Origin of the sequence: Sagittula sp. MA-2, from assembly GCF_030126985.1 — a bacterium.
Classification (GTDB): Bacteria; Pseudomonadota; Alphaproteobacteria; order Rhodobacterales; family Rhodobacteraceae; genus Sagittula.
Genome location: NZ_CP126148.1, coordinates 275,333 through 292,756, shown reverse-complemented (window position 1 = coordinate 292,756; position 17,424 = coordinate 275,333). Strand labels below are relative to the sequence as shown.

At 63.7% G+C, this 17,424-nt stretch carries 16 protein-coding genes; 10 read left to right on the top strand and 6 right to left on the bottom strand.

What is annotated here, in order from left to right; genetic code table 11:
- Positions 1-12: 12 nt before the first annotated feature.
- From QNI11_RS24900 to QNI11_RS24880, 5 genes are all read right to left on the bottom strand, one after another.
- Positions 13-1,044, bottom strand: coding sequence for a leucyl aminopeptidase (locus tag QNI11_RS24900; RefSeq protein WP_283983751.1), 1,032 nt, complete (start codon positions 1,042-1,044; stop codon positions 13-15).
- Between the two features lie 27 nt (positions 1,045-1,071).
- Positions 1,072-1,854 (bottom strand): alpha/beta fold hydrolase, encoded by a 783-nt coding sequence (locus QNI11_RS24895; RefSeq protein WP_283983750.1) that lies wholly within the window; start codon positions 1,852-1,854, stop codon positions 1,072-1,074.
- Between the two features lie 12 nt (positions 1,855-1,866).
- Positions 1,867-2,568 (bottom strand): maleate isomerase, encoded by a 702-nt coding sequence (ndpH, locus tag QNI11_RS24890; protein WP_157815104.1) that lies wholly within the window; start codon positions 2,566-2,568, stop codon positions 1,867-1,869.
- A gap of 160 nt (positions 2,569-2,728) precedes the next feature.
- Positions 2,729-3,397, bottom strand: coding sequence for a TetR/AcrR family transcriptional regulator (locus QNI11_RS24885; protein WP_283983749.1), 669 nt, complete (start codon positions 3,395-3,397; stop codon positions 2,729-2,731).
- A gap of 7 nt (positions 3,398-3,404) precedes the next feature.
- The gene (locus QNI11_RS24880) at positions 3,405-3,968 is read right to left on the bottom strand and encodes a MarR family winged helix-turn-helix transcriptional regulator (protein ID WP_306418236.1); all 564 of its coding nucleotides are present in this window, start codon (positions 3,966-3,968) and stop codon (positions 3,405-3,407) included.
- Between the two features lie 189 nt (positions 3,969-4,157).
- On the opposite strand from QNI11_RS24880, the gene QNI11_RS24875 reads away from it, so the two are divergent.
- The 3 genes from QNI11_RS24875 (at position 4,158) to QNI11_RS24865 (ending at position 9,430) form a co-directional block, all read left to right on the top strand.
- Positions 4,158-4,685 (top strand): (2Fe-2S)-binding protein, encoded by a 528-nt coding sequence (locus QNI11_RS24875; RefSeq protein ID WP_283983748.1) that lies wholly within the window; start codon positions 4,158-4,160, stop codon positions 4,683-4,685.
- On the top strand, positions 4,682-8,101 hold the full coding sequence (locus QNI11_RS24870) for a molybdopterin cofactor-binding domain-containing protein (protein WP_283983747.1): 3,420 nt from the start codon (positions 4,682-4,684) through the stop codon (positions 8,099-8,101). Before QNI11_RS24875 ends, QNI11_RS24870 begins: the two co-directional genes overlap by 4 nt.
- 186 nt (positions 8,102-8,287) lie before the next feature.
- Positions 8,288-9,430, top strand: coding sequence for an FAD-dependent monooxygenase (locus QNI11_RS24865; RefSeq protein ID WP_100931145.1), 1,143 nt, complete (start codon positions 8,288-8,290; stop codon positions 9,428-9,430).
- Between the two features lie 328 nt (positions 9,431-9,758).
- Here the strand turns inward: QNI11_RS24865 and QNI11_RS24860 are convergent, their stop codons facing one another.
- Positions 9,759-10,760: a LacI family DNA-binding transcriptional regulator gene (locus QNI11_RS24860; RefSeq protein ID WP_283983746.1), complete on the bottom strand. Its 1,002-nt coding sequence runs from the start codon at positions 10,758-10,760 to the stop codon at positions 9,759-9,761.
- Positions 10,761-11,059: 299 nt separating this feature from the next.
- On the opposite strand from QNI11_RS24860, the gene QNI11_RS24855 reads away from it, so the two are divergent.
- From QNI11_RS24855 to QNI11_RS24820, 7 genes are all read left to right on the top strand, one after another.
- Positions 11,060-12,112, top strand: coding sequence for an ABC transporter substrate-binding protein (locus tag QNI11_RS24855; protein WP_283983745.1), 1,053 nt, complete (start codon positions 11,060-11,062; stop codon positions 12,110-12,112).
- A 37-nt stretch (positions 12,113-12,149) separates the two neighbouring features.
- Complete coding sequence (locus tag QNI11_RS24850; protein WP_283983744.1) at positions 12,150-13,190, top strand: ABC transporter ATP-binding protein; 1,041 nt, start codon at positions 12,150-12,152, stop codon at positions 13,188-13,190.
- Positions 13,187-14,095, top strand: coding sequence for an ABC transporter permease (locus QNI11_RS24845; RefSeq protein ID WP_283983743.1), 909 nt, complete (start codon positions 13,187-13,189; stop codon positions 14,093-14,095). The genes QNI11_RS24850 and QNI11_RS24845 overlap by 4 nt, the downstream gene beginning before the upstream one ends.
- A complete protein-coding gene (locus tag QNI11_RS24840) occupies positions 14,088-14,876 on the top strand; it encodes an ABC transporter permease (protein WP_283983742.1) in 789 nt (262 codons plus the stop codon). The genes QNI11_RS24845 and QNI11_RS24840 overlap by 8 nt, the downstream gene beginning before the upstream one ends.
- 19 nt (positions 14,877-14,895) lie before the next feature.
- Positions 14,896-15,810 carry a hypothetical protein gene (locus QNI11_RS24835; RefSeq protein WP_283983741.1) on the top strand — a complete coding sequence of 305 codons (915 nt, stop codon included), beginning with the start codon at positions 14,896-14,898 and terminating at the stop codon, positions 15,808-15,810.
- A gap of 567 nt (positions 15,811-16,377) precedes the next feature.
- A complete protein-coding gene (locus tag QNI11_RS24825; RefSeq protein ID WP_100931139.1) occupies positions 16,378-16,728 on the top strand; it encodes an MbcA/ParS/Xre antitoxin family protein in 351 nt (116 codons plus the stop codon).
- Between the two features lie 13 nt (positions 16,729-16,741).
- Positions 16,742-17,239 (top strand): RES family NAD+ phosphorylase, encoded by a 498-nt coding sequence (locus QNI11_RS24820; RefSeq protein ID WP_283983740.1) that lies wholly within the window; start codon positions 16,742-16,744, stop codon positions 17,237-17,239.
- Positions 17,240-17,424: the final 185 nt, after the last annotated feature.

The following is a 17,424-nucleotide window of genomic DNA, read 5'->3' as shown; positions in this document are numbered from 1 at the left end:
TCCTGCGCGGCCTCAGCCGCGCTCCATCTGCATCTCTTTGACCACCAGATCGCCATCGATCACGATCGGCTCGTCGTCGAGGAACAGCGAACAGCCGCGCATCGGGATGTCGAGATGGCAGGGGGTGTCATTCGGTCCGCCAAGCTCGTTGTTCGGCCCGGTGGAGAACATCACATTGCCGTAGAAGCTGCGCGGCTCCATGCCCATGCCGCCCGGGAATTCGCCCGGGGTCATACCATGCCACTTGGCATCGGGGTTCATGCCCCAGCCCACATGGCTCATCCCCATGCCGCGCGGATCGTTGAAGGCCTCCATGTAGGATTTGACCAGCTCCGCATCGAGGCCGCCGCGGATATCGGTGACCCAGCCCTTTTCGATCGTGTAGGTGATCGGTTCGCGCACATACATGTTCTGCGGCAAGAGAATATCGCCGGGCGCCACGACGATCTGTCCGTCCACCCCTTCATCGTCCCCGCCTGTGAAGACAAAGCCCGACGGCCAGTGGTCCCAGCGACCCGGCGTGTCGGTGCAGGCGTACTCGGCCACCGTCTCGTAGGTGTTGAGCTTGTAGGTCACGTCGGTGCCATGCGGCGAGGTGATCCGCATCACCTTGGCTTTGGACAGATATTCCGCCCCGATCTCCACCTTCTCGCGCAGCTCCTGCGAGGGCAGCATGCGGGCCAGCAGCTCCGGCGGCTCCACCGCGGTCAGGATGCGGGTGCCGGCGGCCTGGATGGCGAATTGCTCAGGGCTGAACAGCAGGAAGATGCAGTCGATCAGCATGTCGCAGTTCTTCAGCGCCTCGACCGCCTCGGGCATCGCGGCCAGACCGGTCTGACCCACCGCCCAGGCGCCGACAACCGGCGGCGCGGGCAGGCGCATATGATACATGTTCGCGCCGAGGATGCGGCCCGCCGCCATGAAGGCATCGGCATAGTCCAGCCGCTCGCTGCCCTGGGTCAGCACGATCAGCCGCTCGTCGGACTTGACGCCGGACATCTTCAGCTGGTGCAGGCAGATCTCGGTAAAGCTTTGTTGGTCCATCATGTCTCTCCCTGAATTCCGGTTGTCTTACGCGGTGAAGTCGAGCACGGCGTCGAGGAAGCCGTCGAGATTGTCCCAGGGGATCATGTGCCCGGCATCCGGCACGATGCGCTGTTCTATCCCGGGATTGAGTTTGGCGACCTCGGCCTGGTCGTCGGCATCGACCACGGTGGCGCCCCCGGCGATCACCAGCCGGGCGGGCTTGGCGATCTTGGGGATGTCCTGGTGGATGTCGTCGGTGTGGAACCCGTCAAAGGCGATGCGGATGGCGCCCCAATGGCAGGTGTGCAGCCATTCGGCACGCAGCGCCAGCTGCTCATCGGTCCAGGTCGGGCAATAGGCGCGCATGTCCTCGATGGAACAGCCCTTCGCGGCCATGACGATGCTGTCACCGTACCAGGGCCATTTCGACGGATAGGCCCGGCGCATCGGCCCGCTCATCGGCGGATCGACCAGCAGGAAGCCGGCAAACGCCTCGGGGTCGCGGGCGTTGGCGCGGATCGCGGTGCGTGCGCCCATGGAATGGCCCATGATGATGGGGTTATTCATCTGCTGCGCCAGGGCGATAGCGTCATCGGCCATGGCATCCAGCGTGTAATCCAGATCGCCGGTCTCGGACAGGCCCCGGCCCCGCACGTCAAGCACATGCACGTCGAACCGCTCGGCCAGGCGTTCAGCGACAAAGCCCCAGGTGATCGCGGGTGAAGTGATGCCCGGGATCAGCAGCAGTTCAGGCGCACCTTCGGGGCCTTCATGGCGGATCAGGTGCTGGCGGATGCCGTTGGCGTGGGTGTTGTATCCGAATGCCATGTATCTTCTCCCTCAGTATGCGCCGGACAGCAGCGTGCCGCCACCGGGAACGCGGGTGTCCAGATCGAGCGCCTTGAGCATCGACCAGGTGGTGGCAATCGCGGCGGTCAGCACCGGCTTGCCCACCTGCGCTTCGACGGTCGACACCGCCGGCAGCGACGGCATCTGCACGCAGGCCGACAGCACCACCGCATCGACGCCGCTGGTGTCCATCTCCCCGACGATACCCGGCAGGTTCATCGGGTCATGGGCAGCCACGGCGAGGTTGTTGGAAATCTCCAGCGCGCGCCAGGTCACCACCTCGATGCCTTCGTTGCGGATATAGTCCACGACCATCTCGGTCAGCGGCTTCATGTAGGGGGCGACAACGGCGACCTTCCTGGCACCGATCGCCTTGATCCCCTCGACCAGCGCCCCGGCAGAGGTCACCACCGGCGCCTCGGCCTCGTTGGCCTTGGTCACGCCCTGCAGGCGTTCTTGCGAAACCCGGTGATAGCCGTGGCCCATCGACATGATCGCCACGAGACAAGCATACCCCATCACGTCGACCTGCGCATCCGACAGCTCCAGCGCGCAGCGGTCGCTGTCGCCGTCCATCTTCGCCAGCTCTTCCTTCGTCACGTGCTTCATCCGCATCCGCGACGAATGGAAGGTGAACCGCTCGGGCGCGATGGCTTCGCGGGCACGCAGAAGCGCCGGGATCTCGGTTTCCATCGTGATGTTGGAACTGGGGACGATCTGGCCGATCCGATAGGATTTCATGTCCTGCACCTGTTTGTATACGAATTACTCATATGTTTAATTTTTTGTTCGTATCGAAACAAGTTTAAATTATATACTTTTTGTAAACTCGTTTAATTTTAAAGGCTTGAGATCAATCGGCGCGCAGTCCAGCGGCCAGAAAGCGTTGCAAGTGGTCGAGCAGGTCCTCTTTTTCAATCGCTGGCACGCGCCCGTCACTGAGATCGCCGACTCGTCCAAGGTCGTTCAGCATGAACAGGTACGTCCCCACCAGGAAGGCCATCCTCAGGCTCACTTCCTCGACAGTCAGATGCGGCAGTGCCTTGGCCAGAACAGTGATGTACCGCTTGGCCGTGGGGTCGTAGATCTCGCGCCGCAGGTTGAGCGCGCGGGCTTCCGGCTCTGCATGCAGCCGCGCCTGAATCCGCACGAATGCCGCTCCGCCCGGACCGCTGGCCTTCATGTCCCATTGCGGTTCAAGGTAGGCGCGCACGATCTCGCGCACGCGCGGCGCAGACGTACGGGCCAGAAGCGCATCAAGATTGGCCTGGCGCGCCGCTGCGATCAGTGCGCCCTTGCGGCGGATCACCTCTTCGAACAACGCCACCTTGGACCCGTTGTAGTAGGCGATCAGCGCCGGGTTCACACCGGCGCGGGCCGCAATCTGCCGCAACCGCGCACCATTATATCCGTGCGCGGCGAATTCCAGCTCTGCCGCGTCCAGGATGCGGTCGCGCAGGTCCGCGCTGTCGGTGTCCTTTGGGCGTCCCGGCTTGCGTCGGGCGGGTTTGGCCGCGCTCACCCCGGACTCAGCAGAGCTTGGCGAGCAAACGCAGGAAGGTCTCGCTCTCGCGTTTGGTCAGCGGTGCCAGCGTAGCCTCGGTGATGCCGATGACCACCGGCAGCGCCTCCTGGATCAGGGCCCTGCCCTTGGCGGTCGAGCGCAGCATATAGCGCCGCTTGTCCTCGGTGTCGCGCTCGGCGGTGATAAGCTCCTGCATCTGAAGCCGCGACACCACCCCCTTGGTGGTGGCCGCATCCATCGCCACCAGCCGCCCCAAAGCGTTCTGGGAGATCGGCCCGGGCGTCTGGTAGAGCCGAAACAGCATCGAGAACTGAGTTGCTGTCAGCCCCCCGATCATCCGCTCGGAAAAGATGGTCTGGTGTCGCTGGTAAGCCTTGCGCAACAGAAAGCCGACCTGCTCGTCCAGCACGTACTGTGGGTCGGCGGCCTTGTCCTGTTCCGCTGTGTGTTCGGGGGGGCGGGGCGCCATGACCTGCTCTTTCCGCTGTAGCTCTTTGCTCTCACCGTTTACATGGCTCGCCAGTGGAGGCAAGTCAGCAGCCGGCCAGCGTCCGGCGCCGGTATGCATTTCGCCCTCCAGAACTTGTATGTGTGCGTACATTTTGGGCAATCCGGCAGCGCACAGGACTCGACAGACAAAAGCCCTTCGGAACACCGTTGCACCGGACGTGAAAATTTGTTCGTGTGCATGCAAAGATACATTTGGCGATCAGGAATGCCTCTGGATTCCTGATCGCCAGCAAGGGAGCTCTGCATCATGTCTGGCGCAACACGTGCACTGCATCTGGCGGTCAATGGCAAGGCCCATAACCTCGAACTCGACCCGCACAGGACACTTCTGGACGTCTTGCGCGCCGAGCTCGGCCTGAAGGGGCCGAAATACGGCTGCGGCATGGCCCAATGCGGCGCCTGCACCGTTCTGATAGACGGCGCCCCGGCGCGCGCATGTGTGCTCAGGGTGGGCAAACTTGCCGGCCGCGCGGTGACCACGCTCGAGGGGCTGGCGGACCCGGACACCGGCGCACTGCATCCCGTGCAGTCCGGCTTCATCGCCGAGGAAGGCGCGCAGTGCGGCTATTGCCTCAACGGCATGATCATGAGCGCCGTGGCACTTTTGCGGCAGGATCCCAGCCCGAGCGAGGCCCGCATCCGCGCCGCCCTCGCCCATAACCTCTGTCGCTGTGGCACCCATACCGAAATCGTCGCCTCGGTGCAGCGCGCCGCCGAACGTCTCGCCGCCAGCCCGGACCGTCAAGCCGCTTCAGCTAAGGCCACCACCGCATGACCGACCATCCCTTTGGCAGCCTGTCCGTTCATCGCGACACCGACAAAGGCCGCGAGATATTTGTCACCTTTGACAGCACCGGGGTGCTCACGGCCTTCAACGGCCATGTGGATCTGGGCACCGGCATCCAGACCGCGCTGGCGCAGATCGTGGCAGAAGAGGCTGAACTGCCGCTGTCCCGGGTGCAGGTGATCCTTGGCGATACCGCACGCACTCCGGATCAGGGGCCGACCATCGCATCGGAAACCATCCAGGTCGCCGCTGTGCCGCTGCGCCTGGCCGCCGCGCAGCTGCGCGGTGAGTTGGCCGCCCGGGGCGCCCGCCGGCTCAATGCTCCCGAAGACGGCGTCACCCTCCGCGACGGGATGGTCCACTGGAAGGACACATCGGTCGCCTTCGAGGCGCTCCTGGAGGGGCGTGAGGAGATGCTGCGGCTCGATCCTGCCACACCGCTGAAATCCCCGGCGGATTACACGATCGTGGGCCACAAGACCCCGCGCCAGGACTTGCCGGCCAAGGTCATCGGCCAGCATACGTTCATCCATGACGTCGATGTCGCGGGCATGGTGCACGGGCATGTGCTGCGCCCGCCCTATGCAGGGCGCGACAGCGGACCCTTCATCGGCACCAGCCTGCTTGGCTGGAACGAAGACGCCGTACGCGACATGCCTGGCTTCATTGCCGTGGTCCGGAAGGGCGATTTCCTCGGCGTGGTCGCGGATCGCGCCGACCAGGCACAGGCCATCGCCGAGGCGCTGCCAGTCCGGTGGCGCACGCCGCCGTCCGCACCTGACCTCCGCGACCTGCGCCATGCGATCCGCAACCAGCCCGCCACCCCCCGTGCGCTCGATCGCAGCGGCGATTTCGAAAAAGAAATGGCCGAGGCCGACACTACCCTGTCGCGTAGTTACGTCTGGCCCTATCACCTGCACGGCTCGATAGGGCCGTCCTGCGCGGTGGCCGACTGGAACAACGGCAGGCCCGTCGTCTGGTCCGGCAGCCAGAACCCGCATATGCTGCGCGGCGACCTTGCCACCCTGACGGGCCTGCCCGCCGAGGCGATCGAGATCCGCCGCTATCAGGCCGCCGGCTGCTATGGCCGAAACTGTGCCGATGACGTCTGTGGCGATGCACTTCTGCTGGCGCAAGCGGTGGGGCGTCCGGTGCGGGTGCAGCTTACCCGAGCGCAAGAACATCTGTGGGAGCCGAAAGGCGCCGCTCAACTGATGGACATTGCGGGTGGGCTCAAGGACGGGGCGCTGCACGCCTACAGTCTAGACACCTGGTATCCCTCGAACCGCGCGCCGAACCTCGCGCTTCTGCTCACCGGCGCCGTCTCGCCCGAGCCGCGCCCCTCTGACATGGGCGACCGCACCACCGTGCCGCCCTACCGCATCCCGAACAAGCGGATCACTGTGCATGACATGGCCCCCATCGTGCGCGCGGCCTGGATGCGCGGGGTGTCTGCCCTGCCCAATACCTTCGCGCATGAAAGCTTCATCGACGAAATGGCGCATGAGGCCGGCACGGACCCGGTGGAGTTCCGGCTGGCCCATATCGACGATCCCCGCGCCGCAGACCTGATCCGTCGCACCGCCGAAGCCGCGGGCTGGGATACGCGGACGCGCCCCCGGATGCGCCGCGAAGGCCGCATGGCCTATGGCAGCGGCTTTGCCTACGCCACCTATGTGCACGGCACTTTCCCGGGAACCGCCGCGGCCGCCGCGGCCTGGGTCTGCGACGTTGCGGTGGACATGGACAGCGGCGAGGTCACCTTGACCCGCGTTTTTGTCGGCCAGGATCAGGGGCTGGTCATCAACCCCGACGGCGTACGCCAGCAGATCCACGGCAACGTGCACCAGACCGCCAGCCGGGTTCTGAAGGAGGAGGTGAGCTTCGACGAGATCACCGTCACCCCGCAAAGCTGGGCCAATTACCCGATCCTGACCTTTCCGGAGACGCCGCAGATAGAAACCCTGCTGATCGCCCGACCGGAGGAACCCGCCTTGGGCGTCGGCGAAAGCGCCGCGGTGCCTGCTGCCGCTGCCATTGCAGGCGCGATCTTCGATGCGACCGGCGTGCGCATGCGCGAGGCGCCCTTTACGCCGGAAAAGATGCGCGCCGCTCTGGGCATTGCCCCGCAAGAGGTCACCCCCCCTGCCCTGCCCGGGCTGACCCCGGCGAAAAAACGCCGCAAACCGCCGCGTGTCCTGGCGATGGCTGCTGCCTTGGGCGGGGCGCTGACCGCAGGGGCCGTGGCTCTGCCGATGGTGCGCGCGATCCCCGCCACCCCGGCGCCCGGCGCGGGCAGTTTCTCGGACGCGCTGCTGCAACGCGGGTCCGAAGTCTTTGCGCTTGGCAATTGCGCCACCTGCCACACCGCAGAGGGCGGCAGCGCCAATGCGGGCGGGCGCGCGGTCGAGACCCCCTTTGGCACCATCTACACGACGAACATCACGCCCGATCCCGAGACCGGCCTTGGCAACTGGAGCTTCACCGCCTTTGACCGCGCCATGCGGCAGGGGATCAGCCGCGACGGCCACAACCTGTATCCGGCCTTCCCCTACACATCCTTTGCAAAGATGAGCGGCGAGGACATGTATGCGCTCTACGGCTACCTGCAGACTTTGCCGCCGGTCCGGGCCGAGGCGCCGCAGGCACAGATGGTCTTTCCGACCAATCTCCGACCAACCAATGCGGTCTGGAACATGCTTTATCACCGTCCCGGCGAGCTGACCGCCGATCCGGCGCAATCCGAGGCCTGGAACCGCGGCCGTTACCTCGTCGAGGGTGCGGGACATTGCAGCGCCTGCCACAGCCCGCGTTCTGCGCTTGGGGCGGAACAGGGCGGCACCGACGCGCTGTCCGGCGCGATGGTCAAGAACTGGTTTGCACCGGCGCTGGCCGGTCGCCCGGCGGGCGAACGCGGCTGGGACGAAGAGAGCCTGTTCTCCTATCTGCGCTCCGGCGTCGCACCGGGGCTGGCGGCGGCCTCCGGCCCGATGGCGGACGTGGTCGACAGCCTTGCACCCCTGCCCGACGCCGACATACGCGCAATGGCCACCTATCTCGCGTCGCTGACCGAGGGCGAACCGGTGGAGACCCCCGCCCCCCGGCTGCCCGCCCAGCCCGACGCGACCCATCGCCTGTTCGAAAGCGCCTGCGCCACCTGCCACGAGCCCGCGATTGCCGGCACCGTGACCGCCGCACATGTACCGCTGGGCCAGTCGATGGCCATTCGCGCCCCCGGGCCAGAGGCGCTGGCCACCGTGATCCGCGACGGGCTTGTAGCCCCGCTGAGTATCGACCTGCGCGACATGCCCGCCTTTGGCGGCGAACTGAGCGAGACGCAGATCGAATCACTCAGCGCCTACCTGCGCGCCCGGTATGCGCCGGACCTGCCGCCATGGCCCTGAGCCGCCCGCCTGCTTTTTCGTTTGCATAAAAATGAAAACCAGAGGCGGAAAATCCGGCGCGATTCCACTCAAACCGCGCCGGATGCCTGGAAAAGGTACATGCTTCATATGCCGTTGAACTGGACCGGGCACTGATTATTCGTTAGTATACGAACAATATGAACGCGCAGACAAAGAGGAACTGACATGGACTCGATCGATCAGGTGGACATAGCCGTTATCGGCGCGGGGCTGGGTGGCGCAGCGGCGATGGCGCTGCTCGACGACGCGGGCTTCTCCGTGCATTGCTTTGAACAGGCGCCGGTCTTTACCCGGCTCGGCGCGGGCATCCATATCGGCCCCAACGTGATGAAGGTGTTCCGCCGCATCGGGCTTGAGGATCGTCTGGCCGCCATCGGTTCGCATCCGGATTTCTGGTTCTCCCGCGACGGGATGACCGGCGAATACCTGTCCCGGATCGAACTGGGCGACTATGCCAAGTCGGAATACGGTGCACCTTATATCACCATCCACCGTGGCGACCTGCACGCCGAGCAGATCGAGGCCCTGCCGCAGGACCGTCTGCATTTCGATCACCGCCTGACCGACATCGCCGAGCGGGACAATGACGTGCTGCTGACCTTTGCCAATGGCCGCCAGGTGGCCGCCAAGCTGGTGATCGGCGCCGATGGCATCAACTCGATGATCCGCGAGAAACTGCTGGGCGTCGAAAAACCCCGCTTCTCGGGCTGGGTCGGGCACCGCGCGCTGGTCAACATGGACAAGCTGCGCGCCTCGGGCGTCGATTTCGAGCCCTGCGTAAAGTGGTGGTGGGAACAGTCGCGCCACATCATGGCCTATGCCACCAAGGGCGACGGCTCCGAATATTACTACGTCACCGGCGTTCCGGTGGATGGCTGGGAGCATGAGACCGGCTTTGTCGACAGCTCGCGCGAAGAGATGGAGGCGATCTTTGGCGGCTCGCATCCGGTTGTGAACGCGCTCATCGACGCCACCGAAGAGATCACCAAGTGGCCCTTCTGGAACCGCGACCCGCTGAACCTCTGGAGCCAGGGCCGCCTCTGCCTGCTTGGCGATGCGTGCCACCCGATGCGCCCGCACATGGCGCAGGGCGCCTGCATGGCGATCGAAGATGCAGCCGTGCTGACCCGCTGCCTTGAGGAAACCGGGACCACGGATTACGCCTCGGCCTTTTCGCTGTACGAGGCCACCCGGCGTGACCGAGCCACAAAGGTGCAGACCATTTCCAACGCCAACACCTGGCTGAAAGAGCCGGAAGATCCGGCCTGGGTTTACGCCCACGACCCTCTCGGAGTTCCGCTCGGCTAGGCCCCTCGTCACCGGCATACCCTGAACGCGCGGCCGGACCCTTGCAGGTAGCCGGGCGTTCAGACTTGTTTGGCTTACCCGGTAGCACCACGCGGACGAAAGTCGCTCCCCTTGTTCAGCCAGCGTCATGCCCGGCTCGAACAGTCAGGCCATGGCTGCCGGCAAGGTCTTCCGGTTTCGCACAACGGTATGGATCGGCTATTCGACCTCCGATCGGTTTCAGGAGAAAGATACTCCTGAGGACCTTTGCCACGTGCACGGCTAGGATCGGTCCGGCATGCCAAGCGCCGGACATGCTTTTGGACATGAGCGACGACAGGCTGTCGCCTCAAGGCTTCTTCCCCGCGCGGCTGTTTCGGCCCGCGTGCGGCGGATCTCCGAACAAGGGACCGGGCGCGAACACTTTCTGAAACGGGCCTTCGTCCGGCTGGTCGATGCGTCCCAAGAGCCCTTCGACAAGGCTTTGGCCGACACGTGCCATATCCACGGAATGATAACGAATTCCGGGGAGCCCCAGAAAATCGCACATACGGGTGTTGTCCCTTGTGATCAGCGCGAAATCGCTCGGAGCCGAAATGCCATGCCGCCGCAGAGCGGCTATCGCCCCGAGAAGGCCGAGTTCCGACACACAGATCATTGCAGTCGGCGGATCCGGCAAGAGCAGCAGGTGATCCAGGGCATTGCTTGACGTTTCCATGTCGAAATGGTCCGTGCCCACCAAGGCCGGATCAGCATGAATCCCGGCCTCTTCGTGCGATTGAAAAAAGCCGGAAATGCGTTCGGCGCTCGCCATATCGCGGCCTCCGAGAACCTGCAGAGCAATGCGGCGGTGGCCTTCGGACAGGAGCTGCGCTGTCGCGATCTGTGCAATCTTCGCATTGTCGATATCCACATAGGCGTGCTGCCGGGCGCTGTCGCTCCGCCCGAACGTCACGAAAGGGATGCCTTGCTCGTCCAGCCACGCAATCCGCGTGTCGTTCCGCTCCATCCGGGTGATTATCAAGCCGTCGCAGGCACCGAGCCCGACCGTTTTTTGTACGACCTCGAGCGGATCCGCATCGGGCAATGCCGAGTGTATCGACAGCGTATATCCCCTGGCTTGCGCCGCGACGGTCATGCCTTCGATCAAGGGCAGCCGCGCAACGTCCGAAAGATAGGCTTGGGTTTCGAGCGGCAAGATCGCAGCCAGCACGTTCGTCCGACCTGTCCGAAGCGCCTGGCCGGTCCGGTTGGGAACGTACCCCATAGTCTTCGCCGCTTCCTGAACACGCTTGACGGTCTTGGAATTCACTTCGGGACCATTCTTGAGCGCACGCGAAACGGTGGTCACCGAAAGCCCCAACGTGGACGCAAGCTGTCGAAGATTGGGGCGAGATGCAGATTTTCTCATGCGTGTTCAGGCCAACTCTGTGCGTCTACGATTTGGTTTTGCAGGACTTAACACGTGTTGCCGTCAGGTATGCAATCTGTCCGCGGTCGATGCTCACAAGACGGGCATGTTCGGAAAGATATGTCAGTACACAAACAAAATGTCTTCCAAAGAATCATCGAATCTGCAATTCGTAACGTTACGAATTCCTAAAACGCCGCCCAGAACGGCTTTCGCACCCCTAACCGACAGAGGACCAAATGTTTCGCAAACCCCTGACTTCGACCCTCTCACTGGCACTCATTGCCGGCGTCTCGTTGCCGACACTTGTGACGGCGCAGACATTGACCATCACCGCTGCGGGCGGCGACTACGGCACGGCCCTGAAAGAGGCGATGTGGGGTCCAGCCGCCAGTGAACTTGGCTTTGAGATCCGGGAGGAAAGCCAAAGTGACAGCCTCGCCGCGCTGCGGATGCAGATGATGTCGGGAACCGTCACGACGGATGTCATTCATCTGGGATCGGCAGAGGCGGCCCAGGCCGCCGCGCTCGACCTCCTTGAACCGCTCGATACCTCCATCGTGGACATGGAGTCGCTGCCCGAGGGTGCGCGCAACGATTACTGCTTTCCCTTCGACAGCTACGGTACGGTGATGGCCTGGAACACGGAGACCTTTGGCGAAAACGCTCCGAAGACCTGGGCCGAATTCTGGGACACCGAAGCCTTTCCGGGGCGCCGTGCGCTGCGGGCAAATGCCCAGGACACGCTGGAGATCGCGCTGCTGTCCGATGGTGTCGCACCGGACGAGTTCTATGACGTTCTGTCTTCCGAAGGCGGTCTTGACCGTGCCATCGCCCGCCTCGCAGAGCTGAACCCGGATGTGGCGATCTGGTGGACCTCCGGCGCCCAATCGACACAGATCCTTGCCGACGGCGAAGTCGATCTGGTCGTGACCTGGAACGGTCGAGCTGCAGCGGCAAAGGAACAGGGTCCTGCAGACTATACGTTCAAGGGCTCGATCGTCGGCACGGACTGCCTGGCAGTTCCGGCCGGATCCGAGAACGTCGAAGATGCGATGCGACTGATCGCGGGCATGACCACGGCCGAACGCGAAGCCAAGCTGACGGACTACATCCTCTACGGCCCGATGAACAAAGGCGCCTATGAAACCGGCCTGATCCCCGAAGACCGCTTGCCGCTGCTGGCCACCGCGCCGGAGAACGCCGGGACCTCGGTCTATTCAGACCCCTCCTGGTGGGTTGAAAACGGCGAAGCGGCTCAGATCGCATTCGACGAGATGATCAATCGCTGATCGCTCACCACCCTCACTCGCCCGGCAGGACGCACATATGACACCTCTTCCCATCACGATCGAAAAACTGCGCAAGACTTTTGGCGACTTCGTTGCGCTCGACGACGTGTCGCTCCGCATCCTGCCGGGCGAATTTCTGACCCTGCTGGGGCCTTCGGGCTCAGGCAAGACCACGTTGCTGATGGCCATTGCCGGTTTCACGCGCCCGGAAACGGGCCGGATCGTGATCGGAGATCGCGACGTGACCCGGCTCGCCCCCAACAAGCGCGACATCGGCATCGTGTTCCAGAACTACGCCCTGTTTCCGCACATGTCCGTCCGGGAAAACGTCGAATACCCGCTGAAACTGCGCAAGCTGTCCAGCGGTGACGTCAGGGACCGGGCCATGGCGGCGCTCGAACGCGTGAAGCTCGGTGCGTTTGCGGACCGCGACATTGCCGCCCTGTCCGGCGGCCAGCGCCAGCGCGTGGCGCTGGCCCGGGCCATTGTCTATGAACCGCGGATCATGCTGATGGACGAACCGCTGTCGGCCCTGGACAAGAACCTGCGGGAGCAAATGCAATTCGAGATCAGGCGCCTGCATGACGATCTGGGCATCACCACGGTCTATGTCACCCACGACCAACGCGAGGCCCTGACGATGTCGGACCGGATCGCCGTCATGAGCGCCGGGCAGATCCAGCAAATTGACGCGCCTAAAGAGATCTACCACCATCCGCGCTCTGCCTTTGTCGCCGAGTTCATGGGTGAGGCCAATGTTCTCGACGGGGCCCATTGCCGGGGGCTCGACGGGCACGCGTTGCAACCCTCTCGCAAATTGATGGTGCGGGCCGAGACCTTCCATCTGGATCGCGCCGCCTGCGGTGCGGAAGGACTGAGCGTGTCCGGCAAGATCGCCGCCATCGCCTTCCGCGGCGAGAACTGGCTGATCCAGCTGACGCTGGCATCGGGCCAGGAGGTGATGCTGTCAATTCCATCAAGCCGTTCGGAAGGCTGCGACAGCCTCAAGCCCGGAGAGGAGGTCACCGCCTATGCCGATGCGCGCCATGTCCACGAAATGGCCCGGGAGGCGGCATGACCCACGCTGATCTTGCTCCTCCCAACGTCGATACCGTCGCGGCCGGGCTGCGCCGCGATCTCCGGCGCGAGAATGCCTTTTTCCTGTCGCTTTCGCTGCCGGCGCTGGTGCTGGTCGGCCTTTGTGCGATGCTGCCGATCCTCTGGATCTTGCGGCAGAGCTTTCTTTCCCTGCGTGGCAGCTACACGCTTGCGAACTGGGAAAACCTGCTCACCAGCGATCTGACCTGGCGTGCGATCTGGAGCACGGTAGAACTCTCTGCAGGCACCCTTGCGCTGTGCTTCATCCTGGGCCTGCCGCTGGCGCTGGCACTGGCCTCGGCACCGCAAAAGCTGGCCAATCGCCTGCTGATCCTGCTGATGCTGCCGCTCTGGACGTCGATCCTGGTACGCACCTACGGCTGGCTGGTTCTGCTGCGGCGGGATGGGCTCGTCAATCAGGGCCTGCAAGGGATCGGCCTGACCGACGAGCCGCTGGCGCTGGTCTACAATTTCACCGGCACGCTGATCGGCATGGTCCATTTCATGCTGCCGCTCTTTGTCCTGCCAACCTACGCCGCCTTGCGGGACATCGACCATAACACGATCCGCGCCAGCGCCAGCATGGGGGCCTCGCTGCCGCGCACGTTGGTCAGCGTCGTGCTGCCACTGGCGGCGGGCGGAATCCGGTCCGGGGCGACAATCGTCTTCATCTACACGCTCGGGTTCTTCATCACGCCGGCAATCTTAGGCGGCGGGCAGGTGAACCCGATCGCGATCCGGATCGAGCGCACGCTCTCCACCTTCCAGAACTGGGGCGCCGCGTCAGCGCTTGGCATCCTGCTGTTGCTTCTGGTTGCCCTCACTGCCGCGATGCTCTTGTGCCTGCGTCATCTGCTGTCCCGCAAGGAGCGTCGCCATGCTTGAGTCCTTTGACAACCGTGGGTTCAAGACCGTCATGTGGGTCGTTGCCGCGCTGATCCTTGGATTCCTGATCCTTCCCACCCTGATCGTGGTGCCGCTGTCGTTCTCCGGATCAGACTTGCTGGAGTTTCCGCCGCGCACGCTTTCGTTGCGCTGGTACCAGAGCTTCTTCGGCTCGGCGACATGGATGCTGGCGCTCAAGACCTCGCTGATCCTCGGCACCCTGACCGCCTTGGTTGCGGTCCCCGTCAGTCTTGCGGCCTGCATCGCGATGAATCGTCTTGGCGGGTTCAGGTCCCGCGTCTTGTACACCTATGTGCTCTCGCCTTCGGTGATACCCGGCATCCTTCTGGCCATCGGGCTGTTCTTTGTCCTGGCAAAGCTGAAACTGATCGGCACGCTGACCGGTGTTCTTGTTGGTCACGTCGTCCTCGCGATCCCGGTCACCACGATCGTGATGTTCCCGGCCGTGTCGCGGTTTGACTGGGGGCAAGTGGACGCCGCGCGAAGCCTCGGGGCCGGATGGGCGCGCGCCATTGCCGGGATCCTGGTTCCGCAGCTCAACTTCACCCTGCCGACCGCTGCACTCATGGCCTTTCTCACCTCGCTCGATGAGGCGGTGATCTCGATTTTCGTTGCCGCAGGCGACAGCGCCACGCTGCCCAAGCTGATGTTTCTGTCGCTGCGCGATCAGATCGATCCGACCATTGCCGCCATTTCCACCCTCTGGACCGTATTGGTGATCGCCGTTGTGTTGCTCGTCAACGCGCGCCGCGCCACCTGAAGACAGGAGTTTCCCTCAGATGAACGATGAATCCCCGAGCGCCGGCAGCCACATGGCGGTTGGCATTCCTCAGGTGCGCCTCGCTCTCATCACCGGCTCTGCAAACTGGGGGCTGGCGTTCCCCGAGGATACCGGCATGGACGGCGTCCGTGTCATTGCGCGCGATATGGCCTTTGACACCCCTTGGGGACCTTCCGAAAACTGGAAACTGATAGAGTTTTCCAGCGACGTGACCCCGGACAGGAAACCTCATCGCGCGCTCTGCATGTATTCCCATGGTAACCCGCGGGACGAGATCGATCACGCGTGCCACCGAAGGGCGTTCTGGGTCCTTCACGAGGCAGGTGTCAGACAGGTGCTCGCGAGCTCGACCATGGGTGCCGTCAACAAGGCCATTCAGCCCGGCGATCTCGCGATTGCAGCCGATATCATCGAGCTGACGCAGACCCCCTATTCCCTGCTTCCCGGACGCCAGCGTTTTGATGCGTCCGGAAAGGCGATCATCTGCACCGAATGCGCCGGATTGCTGGCAGAGACGGCCCGCGAGGTCTGGCCGAAGCATTGGCGCGTTCACGGCATCGAACAAGGTTTGGTCGCGGCGCACTGCTACGGGCCGCGCCTGACAACACCGGCCGAAGCAATTGCCTTCCGGTCGATGGGGGCGGACCTCATCAACCATTCGCTTGCGCCGGAGGCCACGCTGAGCCGCGAGATCGGCGCGTGTTTTGTGCCGCTCGCTTTCGTCACAGCAGGCTTCAACGACTACATGGACAGAGATCGGGGCACATTGCTGCAAGCGGACGTCCTGCCAAACCTGTCGCGCGTCGCTTCTGAACTCGCCTTGCTTACCGCGCTAAAGATGCTGGAACGAAGCTCGTGCGGCTGTCATGATCTCAAAGCCCCCCAGCCTGCAGAGAGATATGATCGTTTCTGATACCGGTAAGGGCACAGAGATCTGGTCGTGCCGGTCCCGCGAAGCTTTGCTTTGCGCCGGGGTGACATGCATAGGTTTCAATCGCACCTTTTAGGTCACGGCTCCTAAAACGGAGCTGTGACAGGCGCGATCCCTTTTGGTTCACCGACATGAAGGTGGCACGTTTGCCCCCGTTTGTGCCGAAGTCACGCCGCAAGCGCCGAGTGGACGCCAGTGCTGAGCGGAATAATCTTCATGAATCGTATGGCCTGCGCTGGCGCGACGCGCCCGTTGCTTGTGGTCCGCACAATGCGCTGAACGGCTGCTGGAAGCGGTGGAGTGTGAAAGGCTCTTCGCTCGGATGATGGCACGGCTGTGCGACAGCAAAGGACCACGCTGGTCAAATGCGACAAACGCGAGCACAAGCGGTGAAACCGGACACCATCATTCGAAAGCGTTTGAGGAAGCGGCAGCAAGAGCACCTCTTTCCGAGCGCGAGGGTTCGAAGAATGCGTAAGACGTCCCTGACGCTTGCACTTCGGCCATTTTGACGCTATATACTGTGATTATCACCGATGGAGGCATGGCATGCATCTCGCCAACTTCGCCGAAGGCGGACAGTTCGAGCCCCGCAAGATTGCAGCGGCGTTGCGGACCTCTGCCGAAGAGATCGCCGTCACGGTGGGTCTTGGCAAGGATGCGCTGCAACGGCGCACCCGCATCAACTCGGACAAGACCCAGCGGCGCCTGCGTGAATTGGTGGAGGTGCTGAACAAGGTCGAACCGCGCTTCGGCTCGGAACTTATGGCCTATGCCTGGTACCGTTCGGAGCCCCTGCCAGGCTTCGATGGTCGCACCGCGATGCAACTCGTGCGGGACGGCAAGGCGCAGCAGGTCCTCGATTACATCGACGCGGTCGACGCCGGCGTCTTCGCCTGACCCGCTGAAAGCGGTGCATTACACCGGACCGCTCTACCGTGCGCTGAACCCCGTTTACGCGCGCGAACCGCTGTCGGGCCGTGGCGCGGAGCTTTACGGCGGACGTTTCAACGCGAAGGGCACGCCCGCGCTCTATACCGCGCTCGAACCCACCACGGCCCTCCGGGAAGCCAATCAGGTCGGCAGCCTGCAACCCACGATCCTGGTCTCCTACGAAGCGGACCTCGGCCCGGTCTTCGACACCCGCGACGGGGCCGCCCTTGCCTGGCGCGGCATGACGGAGAGCGACCTCGCCGATCCCGGCTGGCGCATCCGGATGATCGAAGGACAGGATGTCCCGACCCAGGATTTTGCCCTCCACTTGATCGACGACGGGTTTGCGGGGCTGCTGATCCGAAGCTTCGCGAAGGGCGCCGCTGCAACCGACTTCAACATCGTGCTGTGGCGCTGGACCGGCCCAGATTGTGCGCTGAAGGTCGTGGACGACGAGGACAGGCTCTCTCGGATGTGAGCTTGGCGCGGGCAATGGACGGGAACGAGGCGTTGCTGTTCGCTGGCCATGGCGCAAATCGACCGCGCATGCGGGGACTGGGTCAATACAAAGCGCAACCGGACAGCGTCCGATCGGATACGAAAGCGCGGTCCCAAGGTCCCGGACGGGGACGACGGAACCGCGCCGTCATAACCATACAGACA